The 16,607-nt window shown below is 60.3% G+C and carries 13 protein-coding genes; all 13 read right to left on the reverse strand.

Annotated features, from left to right (window positions below; genetic code table 11):
* Positions 1 to 124: 124 nt before the first annotated feature.
* Complete coding sequence (locus O9H32_RS01495) at positions 125 to 877, reverse strand: ABC transporter permease (protein WP_269863949.1); 753 nt, start codon at positions 875 to 877, stop codon at positions 125 to 127.
* Positions 865 to 1,614, reverse strand: coding sequence for an ABC transporter ATP-binding protein (locus O9H32_RS01500; protein ID WP_269863950.1), 750 nt, complete (start codon positions 1,612 to 1,614; stop codon positions 865 to 867). Before O9H32_RS01500 ends, O9H32_RS01495 begins: the two co-directional genes overlap by 13 nt.
* A gap of 103 nt (positions 1,615 to 1,717) precedes the next feature.
* Entirely contained in the window at positions 1,718 to 2,239 is a 522-nt protein-coding gene (locus O9H32_RS01505) for a GNAT family N-acetyltransferase (protein ID WP_269863951.1), read from the reverse strand.
* A 139-nt stretch (positions 2,240 to 2,378) separates the two neighbouring features.
* On the reverse strand, positions 2,379 to 3,185 hold the full coding sequence (locus tag O9H32_RS01510) for a VanW family protein (protein ID WP_269863952.1): 807 nt from the start codon (positions 3,183 to 3,185) through the stop codon (positions 2,379 to 2,381).
* A 211-nt stretch (positions 3,186 to 3,396) separates the two neighbouring features.
* The gene (locus tag O9H32_RS01515) at positions 3,397 to 4,245 is read right to left on the reverse strand and encodes an MBL fold metallo-hydrolase (RefSeq protein ID WP_269863953.1); all 849 of its coding nucleotides are present in this window, start codon (positions 4,243 to 4,245) and stop codon (positions 3,397 to 3,399) included.
* A 229-nt stretch (positions 4,246 to 4,474) separates the two neighbouring features.
* On the reverse strand, positions 4,475 to 4,609 hold the full coding sequence (locus tag O9H32_RS01520; protein ID WP_269863954.1) for a hypothetical protein: 135 nt from the start codon (positions 4,607 to 4,609) through the stop codon (positions 4,475 to 4,477).
* Positions 4,610 to 4,642: 33 nt separating this feature from the next.
* Positions 4,643 to 5,704 carry a CapA family protein gene (locus O9H32_RS01525; protein ID WP_269863955.1) on the reverse strand — a complete coding sequence of 354 codons (1,062 nt, stop codon included), beginning with the start codon at positions 5,702 to 5,704 and terminating at the stop codon, positions 4,643 to 4,645.
* Positions 5,705 to 5,971: 267 nt separating this feature from the next.
* Positions 5,972 to 7,672 carry a hypothetical protein gene (locus O9H32_RS01530; RefSeq protein ID WP_269863956.1) on the reverse strand — a complete coding sequence of 567 codons (1,701 nt, stop codon included), beginning with the start codon at positions 7,670 to 7,672 and terminating at the stop codon, positions 5,972 to 5,974.
* Between the two features lie 61 nt (positions 7,673 to 7,733).
* A complete protein-coding gene (locus tag O9H32_RS01535) occupies positions 7,734 to 9,074 on the reverse strand; it encodes an efflux RND transporter periplasmic adaptor subunit (protein ID WP_269863957.1) in 1,341 nt (446 codons plus the stop codon).
* A gap of 14 nt (positions 9,075 to 9,088) precedes the next feature.
* On the reverse strand, positions 9,089 to 12,208 hold the full coding sequence (locus O9H32_RS01540) for an efflux RND transporter permease subunit (RefSeq protein ID WP_269863958.1): 3,120 nt from the start codon (positions 12,206 to 12,208) through the stop codon (positions 9,089 to 9,091).
* A 362-nt stretch (positions 12,209 to 12,570) separates the two neighbouring features.
* The gene (locus tag O9H32_RS01545) at positions 12,571 to 13,953 is read right to left on the reverse strand and encodes a sensor histidine kinase (RefSeq protein ID WP_269863959.1); all 1,383 of its coding nucleotides are present in this window, start codon (positions 13,951 to 13,953) and stop codon (positions 12,571 to 12,573) included.
* Entirely contained in the window at positions 13,950 to 14,627 is a 678-nt protein-coding gene (locus tag O9H32_RS01550) for a response regulator transcription factor (RefSeq protein ID WP_269863960.1), read from the reverse strand. Before O9H32_RS01550 ends, O9H32_RS01545 begins: the two co-directional genes overlap by 4 nt.
* 150 nt (positions 14,628 to 14,777) lie before the next feature.
* Positions 14,778 to 16,427 (reverse strand): glycosyl hydrolase family 28-related protein, encoded by a 1,650-nt coding sequence (locus O9H32_RS01555; RefSeq protein WP_269863961.1) that lies wholly within the window; start codon positions 16,425 to 16,427, stop codon positions 14,778 to 14,780.
* Between the last annotated feature and the right edge of the window lie 180 nt (positions 16,428 to 16,607).

Genomic DNA, 16,607 nt, shown 5'->3' on the forward strand with positions numbered 1-16,607 from the left:
TACTTTATCGGATATCCCTATGGTGCTTAGCCGGGGGAGATTCCATACAGGAGGGCGGCCCGGAATTCGTCTGCCGCCGTTTCTATCTTATGACAATTTAGATGAACTTGACGGCGGTCCAAGCCTAAAGATTCCGGCGCAGTCTACCTTCGCGGTCGAACCACAGCTTGTAGCTCGCATGGCTGAGCAGCATGGAAGTTACCGCAGCTGAAGACGCCAGGACGAACATGATCAGAATCTGGTAGCGGACCGCTTCGACCGGATCGGCTCCGGCCACAATCATTCCGGTCATCATGCCCGGAAGCTGAACCAGGCCGACGGTCTTCATTCCGTCCACCGTAGGGATCATGCTGGATCGGACCGAGCGCTTCAATGCATCCTGCAGCGCCTGCTTCTCCGTCGCCCCGAGGGCCATCAGCGCCTCTATCTCACCCCGCGAGGATTCCAGCTCGCGGCGCATCTGGTTCAGGTAGAGGCCGGAGACGATCATCGCGCTGCCGATCGTGATGCCGCTGAGCGGGATGAGATACTGCGGCGTCGGCTCGATAATCCCGAGGCCGGTCAGCAGCCCGACCGTGAGCAGCTCCGTTGCGGCCAGGGACAAGGCAATCCGCCGACGGATCCCCGGCAGCCCCTTCGTCCGCTGGCCTGCATTCCAAGAGGCGACGCCGATCATGACGGCCACGATCAGGAGGATAAGCGCCGGATGCTGCATACCGAACACATACTGCAGCACGTAACCTACCAGCAGCAGCTGGAGGGCCGAACGTACGGTTCCGACCGCAATATCCCGCTCGAGACCGAGCTTCTGCCACACGGAGATCAGCATCGTCACGCCGACGAAGGCCAGCGTGAAGAGCAGCGCTATGCCCGACATGGCTCCTCCTCCTTGTCCGCACCGCCCAGGAAGCTGCGTCCTTCTTCCGTGGCGGGGTTCTCAAAGAACGCCTGAGCCGGCCGGTCCTCCTGCAGGGCGCCGTCCGCCAGCAGCCACACGCGAGTGCAAGCTTGGCGCGCCTGCCGCAGATCGTGCGTCACCCAGATCTGGCAGGTGCCGTGCTCCGCGCGCCAGTCGGCCAGCAGCTCTTCCGCCGCCGCTCTGCTGCCGGGGTCAAGCGACGCCGTCACTTCGTCGAGCAGCAGGACCTCCGGCCGCAGCAGCAGCGAGCGCACCAGCGCCGTGCGCTGCTTCTCGCCGCCGGACAGGTCGGCCGCCGGCTTCGCCCAAGGCAGGCCGGCCAGCCCGAGCGCCTCCATACAGCGCCGGGCCAGAGGCTCGTCGAACGCCGTCCGGTGCAGCCGGGAGACCGTCCGCAGGTTATCCTCCACCGTGCCGGGCAGCATCACGGGCTGCTGGGCCACATAGCTGATCCGGCGGCGCCAGTCCGCCGCCTTCCACTCGCTGCGCGTCCGGCCTCCATAAGCCACCTGTCCTTCCTCGGCCGTCTCGAGCCAGGCCAGTATGCGCAGCAGCGTACTCTTGCCCTGACCGGACCCGCCGAGCAGCGCTACGGATTCCCCAGCCCCTGCCTCGGCGCTTACACCGCGGAAGAGCGCCTTCCCGGTCTCGCTGTGCTGTTTGGTTAATGATGTGATCGAAAGTCCCTGCTTCATGAGCGGTACAGCTCCCCTTTCCCCTCCCCATTATACCGGCATTCTTCCAGCAGCGAACCAAACCGCAGCGATTACCGCAGGGCCCGGGCGGCTCTCATGTGCTTTACGCTTCGATCCAGAACCGGCGCACGACATTCCCGTCCTCTTCTGTATACTCAGACTCGAAGCTGCCGCCGTTCTTCAAGATCACCCTCTCGGATGCCCCGTTCGTCTTATCGCAGATCACCAGCACCCGGCCGATCCCAAGGTCCCGGGCCCGGCCGACCGAGAGCTCCAGCATCTTCGTTGCATAGCCCCGGCCCCGGTCCGAGGGACGGATCCCATAGCCGATATGCCCGCCGCTCCTCAGCAGCTTCTCGTTCAGACTGTGGCGGATGTTCGCCGCTCCGGCCACCCGGCCCGATTCGTCCAGCAGCCAATAGGTCGAGTGGGGGACGAAGTTCGGCGCAGCAAGCTCCGGCCGCTCCCCATCCGCAAGGAACTGCAGCATGTCCCCGTACGCATAGGGATCCCTTTTGAGTACCCAAGGAACCATAGGCTCCCCGCTCTGGAGCCACTCTTCATAGAAAGATACATAGGCTTCCCTCAGGTCCCAGGAAGGCTCAACCAGCCGCACACCGCTCATCGCACTTCTCCTCCATCTCTGTAAATTCCAGCCATCTTATCACAAGCTGTCACCAGCGGCAACAAGGATTTGCGGAAAGAAAGGAAGGGGCTCTCTATCGAACGGGGCTTCCTCCAGCCCATCAGAATGGCAGATTGGTCTATACCCTATCGGACGCCCGGTAGCGTACTTCCGCCAGATTAGCCATGATCCGCTCCTCTCCGAGCACCCTGCCTTCCTGCGGGTCCACCGCCAGACGCCAAATTTCATTCGTACGGTACCGTCGCCCCTCCTTCTCGAAGAACCGGTGCTCCCGCTCCTCTACCCGGTACAAGCACGATTCCTCCCCGCTGCTGCGCACTTCTCCCGTCAGATACTCCTCCGTGAGCCGCAGCTTGAACTGATAATCCCGATCGGTCTGGTTGCAGAGGCGCAGGTCCAAATAATTATAGAAGACGCTCGTCCCGCTGCCGAACGGAACGGTGCGGCGCTCGTCCGGGAACAAGTCGAAGCTGTGGTGATGACGCTCGGTAACGGTCAATGGGGTATGCAGCGCCATCCAAAAAAGCAGGTTGGCCAGCTGGCACAGCCCGCCGCCCGGCCCGCTGCGCACCTCGCCCCTCGAGAGCATGAGTCCGTCACGGAATCCCCGGCGGGGCGTCGTCCTTCCGATCCGGTTCCAGAACGAGAATGTCTCCCCCGGCCGGAGGACCAGACCCTCGACCAGCGGCAGGCAGAGCCGCAGATTCGCGATCTTGTTCTCCTGCAGTGCCGGGTCCGTGCCTTCGAGCTTGCGGCGCAGCACGGAACGGTGCTTCGCCGACAGGCAGGGCAGCGGGCCGCTCCGCTGCTCTTCCGCAAACCGGATACCGCTGCGCCAGTCGGACCAGGTCCGCTCCCACTGCAGCTGCCGCACGCGCACAGCATAGAGCCATGGGAAAGCTGCTCCCATCCGGTGTTTGATCATCGTAGTCTTCTTCCTCTCCCCTGGGTGTGGCCGGCCGTGAATCGCCAGCCGGCCTACCTAATGGACGAGAGGGACAGCGGTAGGGTTCCCCCTTGACTTAGACAACAAGAACAGGCCATCCGCCCTAAGGCTTGGATGGCCTGACCTATGGTGAGCCCGGGCAAGCGGGCGGAGGCAGAAGATGCCGCGCCATCGCTTACGCCGCCGGGCATCAGCGCTTCCCGTCCACATAGCGGCCGTAGTCCGGCAGGGCGACGAGGTCGAATTCGGCTGCGAGCTCCGCGAGCCCCGCCGTGAACGATTCCCCTGCGAGGGGCGCACCATGCCCTGTGACGGCCGTCCGCGGCTGCAGGGCCGCCAACCTGCGGACCGAATCCCGGGCGGAAGCCCAGTCGGGCGTAAAGTATCTCGGCGGTCCGCTGAGGTGCTCCGTCTGGGTGAGCACCTGGTAGAGCTTGTCCTGCCGGACATTCACGAAGGCATCTCCGGCGATCAGCGCGCGGTCCGCCTCGCGGAAGAAGGCCACATGGCCCGGCGTGTGGCCCGGGGTGTGGATCCACCGCCAGCCCGGCATGCCGGGAACCGAACCGTCCGCGGGCAGCCGATGGACATGCCCCTCCAGATTCACGGGCTCATTCGGGAACCAGCCCGAAATTTTGGCGATCAGGCCGCCTTCGACGCCGGGATCCGCATCCGGGTAGCGGGAGCGGCCCGTCACGAACGGGAGCTCCGCCTCGTGGGCATATACGGGCACCTGCCAATGCTCCGCCAGTTCCACGACGGCCCCGACATGATCGAAGTGCCCGTGGGTCAACAGGATCGCCTTAGGACGGGCTCCCGCACCGAAGCGGGCTTCCGCCTGCTGGATCAGGTCATCCGCGCAGCCAGGGAGCCCCGTGTCGACCAGCACCCAGCCCTCCTGCGGCCGGTCCGGATCGCCGGCATACACGACGTTGACGATCTGCACGGTATAGGCATAGAGATCTTCCGCCGCTTGCGTACCTTCGCCGCTCCGGACTGAAGTCATCGGAATGCGCTTGTCCTTCATGGGATTGTCCATGGTATCATGGCACCTCCTGTTTAAGGTTAGGGACATGGCGGCTTAAACCGCCCGGCTTCTTTGTTCCATATTTATGTATTATTACCCGGCTTAGAGCTTTCTCTACCGTCTAACCTTCGGCTCTGCTCATGGCTTAGGGTCGGCTTAGGGTCATACTGACATTCTCGGGTCACCTGACATTCTCGGGTTTCCTGACTCTCCCTCTTATTTTGCTCCAACCGGGACAACATCATCCCGAAGTCTCCCCGCTCCCCACGCCCACTCCCTGTTTCCCGTCCTTGCACTGAAGCCGCAAACCCGGCAGCCCTGCCTCATCCACCGAGCACACGGCGGAATGCGGCAGAGCTTTACGCGTATCGATCATCCCTTGTTTCCTCCGGTATCCTTCGGCCCACTTCTATACCTGGTCCCTGCGGCCCCTTCGAGGCATCACAGGAGTCCGCAGCACCTTCATCGTATGGCGGGCTGCCCCGGCCAGCTCCCTCTCTTCCCGGCGGCTCAATCCGTAGCGCTTGCCGGCCGATACCCAAGTCGGCAGCGCGGGTACCACTTCGTAGCGCATGGCCGGTCCCTTCCCCAGCCTTCGGGTCCAGGTCGGCACGTAATCCGTGTCGCGGATCCATACCGTTCCATCCTCTTCCTTCACGATAAGCGCCGAGAAGATCAACCCGCTGCGTGTCGCCGGATTGTTCATCAGCGTCGGGGAGATGAAGTTGCCGAGCGAATACAATGCCGCCTGCTTCGGCGTCCGCAGCGCCGGCTGGATCACGTGCGGATGGGATCCGAGCACCACGTCAGCGCCGCCGGACAGCAGCCGCCTCATCAAGCGCCGCTGCACCTCCACGGGGCGGTGCGTATACTCGCGTCCCCAATGCGGACAAACCACGAGCACATCGCAGAGGGGCCGCAGCGCTCTCACCTCCCTTAGCATCCGGTCTTCATCGAGAAGATCCACGCACCAGTCATACCCCGGCGGGATGGGAATCTTGTTCGTGCTTTTGGAATAGGCGAGCATGCCCACCCGGATTCCGTTCACTTCCCGGATCAAGGGAACGGAGGCTTCTTCCGCCGTGCGGTAAGTGCCCGTATGGGACAGTCCGCAGCTGTCGAGCACATCAAGGGTCCGCCGCAGTCCGTCCAGCCCCCGGTCGAGGCAATGGTTGTTCGCGGTAACGAGCACATCGAAGCCTGCGTCCTTCAGGGCGGGAGCCAGTTCATCCGGCGCGTTGAATGTATAGAATCCGGTTGCCTCCGACTTCCGCGTATAGCGTTCCTCGGGTCCGGCCAGCGGTATTTCGAGGTTGCCGATCGTAAGATCCGCGAGGCGGAGTATCGGGGCCGCATGCCGGAACAGAGGGGCAAAGTCTCGTTGTCCCGTACGAGATATACCGGTGGAAGCAATGATCTTATGGGAGATGAGAATGTCTCCGACGGCCGTCAGCCTGAGTTCGGAGGGCATCTGGGTATCACATCCTTCGTTATGCAGGGATACCTTATCCTATTCGTACCGATCCTCTGCAGTCACCAAGAGACGGGCCTGGAGCTGCCGGTCATAAAAGCATCATCCCCCTCTCCGCGGATCTCGGGGCACAGCTCTGCGATCATGCTATAGAATAACGGCGGAATGCCAGAGATTCCCACCGACTGCCCTTCCCTCATGGAATGAAAAACAAAACAGCCTCCGCCGGGGGCGGAGACTGTCTTGATATATCAAGCGAATGCGGCGTTACTGCTTCAGCTTCATGAGCAGACGGTTCGCCGTGCCGGACTCGGTCTCGACCGACTCGTACACGTTGATCGTCAGCGGGTACTGCAGCTGTTCGGTCTGCAGATTGCTGAACGTCAGTGTCTGGCGTCCGCTCAGCAGACGGTTCTCGCCTGTGAACCCGTGGGTCTCGGAAGCTACAACCCGGCCTGCCGTATCGGTGAGTTCGAACTTCAGCTTGGAGAAGCCGGCATCGACCATCACATCATCCGTTACGCTGAAATCGAGATCCATCGTCAGCTTGTAGGAATACTGCAGCGTCGTGGAGCTGAACTGCGAGTTCAGTGTCCAGTAGCCGAGCTTCACATCATAAGGGTACATCTTGTACGTCGTGCCGCCCTCTGCGTCTTTCTGCAGAGGAGCCTTGATCATTGCGATTTCTTGGACATAAGGCGCAGCCGACTTCGCATCGGAGAGCTTGATGCCGAAGGTCTCGCTCTTCTCCGTCTTCGGCACGTTGAAGGAATAGGTCACGACGGAAGCGACATTCGGCTCAAGGGTGAGCGCGCTCGTCTTCTGGCGGCTTCCTGTATAAGATGCCCCGGCAGACGTGGCCAGATCCGCTTGGAAGGACGGCAGCACTGCCGACTTCGATCCGCGGTTGACCAGCTTAAACTTAGCCACGACCGTCTGGTAGCCCTGCTCGGCGTTCTCATGACGGTGCAGTTCCACCAGGGACACTTCCGTATTCTCACCGATGATCTGGTTCAGCGGGTCAAAGGAGATCGGTGCCCCGTTCTTGTATTCCGGCAAGCCCGCCAGCTTCGTCTCCGATACCTCCGGAAGCGACAGCTTCAAGCGGGGAACATCGAAGCCCACCGCGGCAGTGCCTTCGCCATAGGCGTCTGAAGTGACGATGAGCAGTCCGTCGGGCTCTACCCCGTTATCCACCTTCACTGCATAGTGGACATACGCCTTCTCGCCCGGCTCCAGCGCCTCCGGCGCTTCCTTGGTCCGCTCGCCGGAGTACTGCTTGCCGCCGGTCAGCCCGTCGATGCGGAACTGCGGCAGCGTAGCCCGCTTATCCGTAGGATTCTCGACCAGCAGGGTCACCAGGTAAGTCTGGCCTTCCTCGCTGAGCTGCTGGGACCAGCCCTGCGGCGTGTACGTCAGCTTGGAAGAGAGCGACGGAATGGTGAAGGGGCTGCCCCAGGCACTGGCTGGCGTATCCGCACCCGGGCGGCCTGCGTCGGAGGTGCTCACGGGAATGCGGAGCAGCTCCGTCTCTAGCCTCGGGTACACATACTCGTCCACTTCCACGAAGGACAGTGAAGCGATATTGAAATCCCCGCCGTCCACCGTGGAGAGATAGACCAGCTCCACGGTTTCCTTGGACTGGATCGACTTGGCATTCGCTGCGCTGGATGCCAGAGTGTACTCCACTCCGTCATTCGTCACCGCCCGCAGCTCGTATTCCGGCACGCGGGTTTTCTTCGCGGATGTATTCGTCAGGCGGACAACCGCCGCGACCTGGGTTCCGTCTTCCACTGCTTTGACAGCCGCGCTCTTCACTTCCGCCTGGATCGAACCGGTCAGGCTGTAGCCTGCTGACTCTACGGCTGCAGCGACAGCGGCCTGCGCGCCCCATACCGGGAATGTGCCCGAGGCGGCGATCGCAGTGGACAGAACAGCAGAGGTAACAATCTTATGCCATGTTTTCATGTGAGAATCCTCCATTCATACTGGATGCGTCTGGAATCTGGGTTGAATCGGTGGTGTGCTGCTACTTCTTCTCGGCGGAGGAGGCTGCCGGTGCTTCAGTGGAAGCTGGTGCAGGTGTCCCGGAGGCCGCTGCGGCCGTACCGGTGTTCACGGTCTGCCCGTCCTTCAGCTGCGACAGGCCGGAGGTAACGATGGTCTCGCCTTCCGCAAGTCCTCCGAGCACTTCCTGGTACACATCCTTCACCCGGCCGGTCTGGATGGCGCGCTTCTCGACCTTGTCTCCGTTCAGGACATAGACGAAGGCGTCGGAGCCGTCACGCACGATGCTGAGCGTAGGCACGGAGACTACTGTCTCTTGCGCTTCATCCGTCAGCTCGAGCAGGACACGGCTGCCTGCCGCATAGCTGCCCTGCGGATTCACTGCCTGCAGCTCCATCGTGTAGGTTTTCGTCTCGGCATTCACCACACCGCTGAGGAAGGTAATCGCCGCCTTCTCTTTCTTGTCCGGCTGGCCCGGAACATAGAAGGTCAGCTCCTGCTTGTTCTTCACGGCCGCATAAGCCGATTCAGTGAGCTCGGTCTTGAACTTGACCGACCCGCTGCTCTGCACCTGGCCTGCCGTGAAGTTCTGGGCGACCGTCATGCCTTTCTCTACGGTAAAGTCCGTAAGGATGCCGTCCGCCGGAGCTTTCACCTCATAGTTCTCGAGATCGCGCTGCGCATCACCGATCGCTATACGATTCGATTCGAGCTGTGACTCTTGTGACGCAAGCGAGTTCGTGGAATCCAGGGAACGCAGCTTGTCGTTCTGAATGCCGAGATCACGCTCGGCGTTCGACACGGTCTCCTCCGATTGCTCCACCTGGCGTTTGGTCACCAGACCGTTGTCATAGTCGTTCAGCATTTTGTTGTGGTTCTTCTTCGCATCGTCGAGCGCCTGCTGCGCCTTCGTAATCGCGTTGAGCAGATCGGTCCGCTCGTTCTTACGGTCCTCCCGCGCCTTCTCCAGAGTCTGCTCCGCACTCGTAAGGGTCACCTGGCTCTTCTGCACCTGCGAGACAGCGTCACGGGAGTCGATCCGGAAGAGGACCTCTCCGGCGCGTACAGCCGCTCCCTTGCTCTTCAGCACCTCAGTCACTTGGCCGCCTGCCTTCGTGATGACATCCAGCTTCACATTCGATACTACATCGGCCAGCTGCTCACGCGGATCGGCGATCAGATGCTTCTCCACCTTGCCCGTCTTCACCGGTTTCTGCTGCGCTTCTCCCTGCTGTGCTGCAGGAGCGGCAGGTGCCCCGGGCGGCGAGCACGCAGCCGCCACCGAGGATACCAGCAGAAGAATACCTAAGGATTGGGCATAACGCCGTTTCGAATTTATCTTGGATTGAAATACTTGTCTCATGGGTTGGTTCCTCCTCACATTCCTGCCGAAGTCTGGGTGATATCCGGACCGGCGCCCTTATTTATCGAGAACCGGCGTGCCAGCCGGGCTTTGGCGGATTCGATCAGTTCATAGACGATCGGCACGACGAACAGCGTCAGCAGTGTCGATGTCGCAAGGCCGCCGATTACGACAACGGCAAGACCCTTGGAGATCATACCGCCGCTGTCGGAGAAGCCGAGAGCCAGCGGAAGCAGCGCTACAATCGTAGCGCCGGCCGTCATGATGATCGGCCGCAGACGGACCAAGCCCGCATCCAGCAGCGCATGCCGGACGGTATACCCTTCGCGCCGCATCTGCTGCGCACGGTCAACCAGTACGATGGCATTCGTGACCACAATCCCGATCAGCATCATGAAGCCGATCATCGAGGTGACGTTGAGCGATTCCCCGCTGATGAACAGCCCGAGCAGACCGCCAATAGCGGCAAGCGGCAGGGAGAAGAGAATCGCGAATGGAGCGCTGGCATTCCCGAACGCCAGTACCATAATCAGATATACCATGAATATCGCGACGCCCATGGCCATGAAGAGCTGGGAGAAGCTTTCGTTGATATCCTCGGAGACGCCCTTGACTTCACGCGAAACTCCAGTTGGAAGCTCCAATTGGTTCAGCTCAGCGGAGACGCGGGCGGCTACGCCGCTTTTGTCCGTCGAGTTAATCTTTGCCGTTACACTCACAAGCTGTTCTTGAGCTTCCCGTTGGATGGCCATCGGAGCTTCGACTTCAGTGATTTTGGCAATCTCATTGAGATAAACCGTCTTCCCGGTAGAGCTCTTCAGCGGCATGATGCCGAGCTTCTCCAGCGAGTTCTTGTCATCCCCCTCGAGGGACACCGTGGTTGTGTATGTGATGTTGTCGAGCTTGATGTCACCGAGCGCTTGCTCGGCAATCCAGGAGCGTGCACTCTCGCGGACAGCCGCCGCGCTGAGACCGAAGGCTCTGGCTTTGCGCTGGTCGACCGTAATCTCCACCTGCGTCTTGGAGTCGCTGATGCTGTCTTCGACCTCCGAGAGCTCCGGATACGTCTCGAGCTTCTCGCGGATGATCACCATCGCCTGCTCCAGCTGGTCTTGGTCATCCCCTTTGAGTGAGTACGAGAAGTCTGTCGTGGAGATGCCGCCTCCCCCTCCGAGTGCGCGGGGTTCAACCTCCGAACCTACCGGAAGCTCGTTCAGAATCAAATTTTTGTATTCATCTTTGACTTGATCGGGGTCCGCATTCGCAGAGACTTCCACATAGATCTCCGCCTTATACGGCACCTGGTCGTCACCACCGCCGTAACCGACGAGGGACTCAATATAGGTGAACAGCGGCTGTCCCTGGCTGTCCTTCGACTCCTGCATCATCGCTTCCAGTTCCTTGACCTTCGCATCCATCGAATTCATCGAAGTATCGTAAGGCAGCTTCAGCTGATAATACATGGTTCGCGCTGAGGCTCCCGAAGGAACGAACGATACGGCCAGATTCGGCACGATAGCCGCGATCGACACCACGAGCAGCAGCAGGGAGGCCAACAGCGTCTTGATCCGGTTGTTCAGGCTCCAGTGAAGCATGCGCTCGTACACATTGATGATCCGGCCTTTGGGCACATCATCATGGCTGTGTCCGGCACCCGCCTTGGTGTCGCGCAGAACCAGAATCTTGGCCAGCATCGGAATCACCGTCAGCGCTACGACCAGGGACGTCAGCAGGGCAACGACCAGCGTAATGGCGAACGGCCGGAAAATCTCGCCCACAATCCCGCTCACCAGGCCAATAGGCGCGAATACGCCGCATGTGGCAATCGTCGAAGAGGTAATCGCCATCGCTACCTGTGATGTGGCTTTGACAATGACGGATTCTTTCCGTTCATGGGCCTTCTGAAGCTCGGTATAAATATTCTCGATAACTACGATACTATCGTCAACGACCCGTCCTACTGCGATGAAAATACCGCCGAGGGTCATCGTATTCAACGTAATATCCAGCTGCATCATAATGAGCAGGGTAACCAGGATCGACAGCGGAATCGAGACGAGCACGATCAGCGTCATCCGCATGTTTCTCAGGAACAAGAGAATCATCACGGCGGCCAAGAGCGCACCGATAATCCCTTCTTTCACGAGACCGTGGATCGATTTCTCCACTTCATCTGCGCTGTCATACACCAGTTTAAATTCCACGCCGGGCATGGTCGTCTTCCATTTCTCGATGTATTCCTCCACATCAGCAGAGAAGTCCACCGCGTTCGCATCGCTTGTTTTGTACAATTGAATGCCGAGCGCCGGATGTCCGTCGAGCCGGGCAATGAATTCCGAATCCATGACCGCCTGCACTTTGGCAATCTGCCCAAGCAGCAGCGGGGCGCCCGTACCGGTAGTGATCTCCAGCTCCTTCAGGGCGTACACGCTGGTCACATCCGCCGTGATCCGGGCCATCTTGTCATTGCCGCCGATCTCTACGGTACCGATCGGCCCGTTATTCAGGGCGCTCTTGATCGCATCCGTGACGGCCGATGGCGTTAACCCGTAAGCAGACAGCGCGTCGGCATCGAGCTCGATGTCCATCTTGGTCTCCCGGCTGCCGACCGAGTCGATATGGTCGACACCCGCCACGCCTTCGAATGCCGGTTCAATCTGGTCTTCGTAGAGCCGGTCAAGCTCCGACTGGCTCATGCCGTCCTTGGCGTAGAGAGCCATATAGTAGGCCGGCTGAGACGAGAATCCAAAGGTGGATACACTCGGATTGCCTGCGGAGCTTGGCAGACTCAGCTCCTGTATAAGGCTTTCCACGTCCTGCTTTTTCTTATCGACATCCACCCCCTGCTTGAACTCGAGGACGACAGAAGACATACTGTCATTGGATGTCGATGTCATGTTATTCAAGTCTTCCATATTGCCCACTTTCTCTTCAATGGGCTTCGTGATCTCCTCCATTACATCTTCAGGCGCAGCCTGATATGTAGTGGTAACCATCACGTACGGAAACGAGATGTCCGGGAAGTTCTCGATCTTCAGCTTCGAAGCTGCGAACAGCCCGCCGCCGAACAGCATGGCGATGATGATGAACAAGGCTGCTACATTCTTCATGGAAAACCGGGTCAAACTGTTCAATATGGCCCCTCCTATTCGGGTCTCTTCTCTAGGATAAGCCTAAATTACAGCATGAATATGAACGGAGCATGAACGCCGGGGACAATCATTGTCATTTTAATGCTTTATTCGACAAAGAAACGTCCGGCCCTTGCTCCCGGAGAAAAGCCTTCGGCATCCACACGGGTCCAAAGGCTTACTTTGTATGCGGTGGCTGCTGGGTGATCCTGACCTCCCTGTCCGAACACAGACTTTCTTCTCCGAGTGGCGTTAGGACAGGCGGATTTTCACAGAGTGTGTCCCATCATCGAAAAAAAGGTCCTTTGCTTCGAGAGCAAAGGACCTTCCTTCTGCGAACTATTGGAGCTGCCGTGCGGGGCCTGCTACTCCCGCCGCTTCAAGAGGATATGCGGGAGGGTGACGGTGAATTCCGCCCCTTCTCCCGGCCTGCTGGCCGCCTCTACCGTGCCTCCGTGCAGATCGATGATCTTCTTGACGATCGACAGGCCGAGGCCGCTGCCTCCGGTCTCGCTCGACCGTGAGCGGTCCGCTTTGTAGAAGCGCTCGAAGAGACGGGCCTGTTCTTCCCCGGAGAAGCCGATTCCCGTATCGCTGATCTTCACCGTCACCTGATCCACCCCCGGCTTCAGATGGATGCGGACCGTGCCGCCCGCCGGGGTGAACTTCATCGCATTGCCGATCAGATTCATCCATACCTGGCTGAGCTGATCGGGATCCCCGTGCACCTTCACGGAAGGCAGCTCGAGATGAAGCTCCAGGTCCTTCGCCGACCAGATCGGCTCCATGCTCAGAATGACGCCGCGCAGCTGCTCGTCGAGGTCATAGGTCTGGGGATGGAAGGGATGATGCTCTGACTCCAGGGACGCCAGCTTGAGCAGGTTCTCGCTGAGCCGGGAGAGCCGCTGGGCTTCGGTCTGGATGATCCGCAGGTATTCCACGCGCTCTTCCTCCCCCATCTGCCGCTCCTGCAGCACCTTCGAGAACCCCGCGATGGAGGTCAGCGGCGACTGGATCTCGTGCGACACATTCGAGACGAAGTCCTGCCGCATCCGCTCCATCTGCTTTAGTTCCCCCGCCATCTCGGTGAAGCTTACCGCTAGTTCCCCTAGTTCGTCCCGCCGCCTCCGCCAATCGAGCGAGATGTTGAAATCGCCCTTGGCGATCCTCCGGGAGGCTCTTGTCATGAGCTTCAGCGGATTGACGAGATACCGGGCCCCGATCAGGATGAAGACGGATCCGGCGGCCAGCTGGATGGCAAGTGCCGTTACCATGGCATTGCGGATGTTCTTGGCCATCTTGGGTGCCGCGGGCTGAATAAAGAGCGCGTAAGGACGACCGTCGATCTCCATCGGGTAGCCCAGAAGGGCGCCTTCATCGCCCCCCTCCTCCAGCATACTGTAGTGAATCCCGCCGGCCAGCACCTTCTGCACGGCTTCCTTGCTTACGGACCGTTTATTCTTCACATTCCGGTAGCCGTACTCCCGGAAGCCTCCCTGGGCATCGATCAGAGAGACATAAAAAGGACGCGTCAGCACCCGGGCCTCCAAATATTGATTGATATCCATGCCGTTCGTCATTTTGTACGTATCGATGAGATCCAGGGCCACAAAGTGCAGATCCTCCTTCACATCCGCCCAGATTCGATCGGCGAAGAGAAGACCCGTAGCATAAAAGGCGATGAACAACCCGAGGATGACTGAGATCAGATAGGAGAGGATGATCCGGGTATACAGGGAGCCTCTCATGGTTTGACCTCAAGCTTGTAGCCGAGTCCGCGGATCGTCTTGATGGCGAAGCCTTCTTCTTCGCCTCCGAACCGCTCCCGCAGCCGCTTGATGTGTACGTCCACCGTCCGGTCGTCCCCTTCGTAATCCAGTCCCCAGATGCCCTCGATGAGCTGGTTGCGGGTCAGGATCTGGTTCGGATGGCTCGCCAGCATATAGAACAGCTCAAATTCCTTGAGCGGCAGGGTCAGGTGCTCCTCCCCCCGGATCACCTCGTACCCCTTCTTGTCGAGCTCCACCCGGCCGCACTGGATCCGGTCGGAAGCCGCGAGCTTGTAGCGCTTCAGCAGCGACTTCACCCGCATGACGAGCTCCCGCGGGTCGAACGGCTTCACGAGATAATCGTCCGCGCCGAGCTGGAAGCCCTCGACCTTGTCCCCGGTCTGCCCCTTGGCCGTCACCATCAGCAGCGGCAGGTCGGCATGCTTCCTGCGGATCTGCCGGCACAGCTCGAAGCCGTCCATGCGGGGCATCATCACATCGAGCACGACAAGGTGCACCTGTGTCTCCTTCAGCCGCTCCAGGGCGGCTTCCCCATCCTCCGCTTCCACCAGCCGGAAGCCCTCCTCCCTCAAGCTGACTTTCATCAGTTCGCGGATGTGCTTGTCGTCATCAACTACCAGTATCGTAATCATGGGAATACGGCCTCCGTCGGTTCGCTAGTATCGATATTATTCCCCATTCTAATTCGCGGAGGGCCGCCGGAGCAACTTTACCGGGGAAATGCGGCCGGATACGGGACCGGTGCCTGGAGGCTGCCGCGAGCGGCGGTTCGAGCCAGGGCTCTAACGGATCCGGTCAGTGAACGCCCGGGACACCGACCGGCCGTAGCCTACGCTGACCGCCTCCACCTCGACAAGCGCCCCCGCCGCGTCCGGATGGTCGCGGGAAGCGTAGAGGTGCAGATGCACCGCCTGCCCGAGGTAGGCCTCGGAGACGACGAACGTCTCCGTATACAGACGCTGCTCCCCGGCCGGAGGCAAGGGCGGGAGCTTCAGCAGCAGCCGGCCGTCTTCGCCGCGCAGCTCCACTTCCCCGGAAGGCGAGCCTTGCGTCCGGTAGAGCAGATTCAGCGTGTGCGGTGCCCCGGCCATGCTGCGGGACACGGGCACCTCGTAGACGATGCGGCTGCTTCCCGCCTTCCCCTCCGCCCGGCAGGGGTCTACGCTCTCGAATACGGTCTCGTCGCGCGAATACCGCGGCCGGCCGTTCACCCGGCCTCCGTAGACCAGCCCGGCCTGAATGCCGCCGGGCGCCAGTTCGATCTCTCCGCCCGCATTATGCACGATGAGGTTCGGAGGAATCTCCTTCACCTGCACGGCTGCGCTGTTATAAGCCGCTACCGGCCCGCGGCTGATCTTCGCCAGTTCTACGGCGTCCGCCGTGAGAGCCGGATAGACGGCATCGGTATCCGCCGTGATTTTGGCGTACGACCCGCCTGCCGCATAGAGCAGACGGTCTGTATAGGCATCGGCGGTCAGATTGCCTTTGAACGTAAAACGGCAGTGCGGGATGTCCGGCTCCTTCGACAGCACATATTTGGGCGTCTCGACCCCGCCGCGGTCACCGCTGTCCCCCTTGCAGAAGACGTTGTTCTGGATCGTGACATTCTCCAGCTCCCCATAGAGCTGGATGAACGCATGCCCGGTCTCGGCCAGCGGCGGATCGGCCGGCTTCCCGCCGGCCGTCAGCCCGCTGCCGCAGCGGTTGAACAAGTTCTCCGCAATATGCACATTGCGGTTCCCCTGCTTCAGGATCACGGCATTGCCGAGCACCCGGTCGAAGAAGTTCTCGATGAGCTGGACGTATTCGCACGCGTACATCGCCACGGCGAAAGGCCGGTCGATCCATTCGAACCGGTTGTGGGCGATGAGGTTCGCCTTGCCCTGCACGAGATCGAACGCAGCCGCCCCGACGAACGTACAGTCTTTCCATACGGAGTCGATAATCCGGCCCTTGAAGGTGGCATCGATCCCGTAATTGGTGAAGTCGCATCCGAAGAAACGGAAGTTATGGTAGGCTCCCTTCTCGCCCGAAGGCGCATCTAGCACCACCATGTTCTTGAAGGAGCAGTTGCGAAAGCGCATCGAGCGGGGACTCGTCTTCTGCGCGATCTTCGCGAAGTTCGTGAAGCAGAGGTTGTCGATCGTCGCCCGCTGCACATCCCCCGCGAACAGCGCATTGGCGCCGCCGCCGACAAGCACCGATGCGCCGGTCGCAAAGTCATCCTCCTGCGGCCAATACTGCTTGTTAGAGGCGACACCCTCGATGAACACGTTGTCGAGTCCCCGCAGTTCCCCCTCGATCAGGTAGGTGCCGATCGGCACGAAGATTTTATCCCCCGCCGCTTTGGCCCGGTCCACCGCCTCCTGGAACACCGCCGTGCAATCGGTACGGCCGCCTTCCTCCGCTCCCAGTTCTCTTATATCCAGCATGTGAATTCCTCCCGCTCCCTATCCTTTTTTCTCTCCAGGGTTACGCTGCACATTGCTAGCCCCAACCCTGCCGCGGCACCTTCCCGCCTGTCTTCCGTCTCGTGCGTCAGCCTCCTGTCCTTAGTTCTTACCCTTGCGAGGTGTGAAATCTATCATATTCCGCCTCCGGTATGTTTAGTA

This window comes from Paenibacillus caseinilyticus (genome assembly GCF_027533645.1).
Taxonomy (GTDB): Bacteria; Bacillota; Bacilli; order Paenibacillales; family NBRC-103111; genus Paenibacillus_G; species Paenibacillus_G caseinilyticus.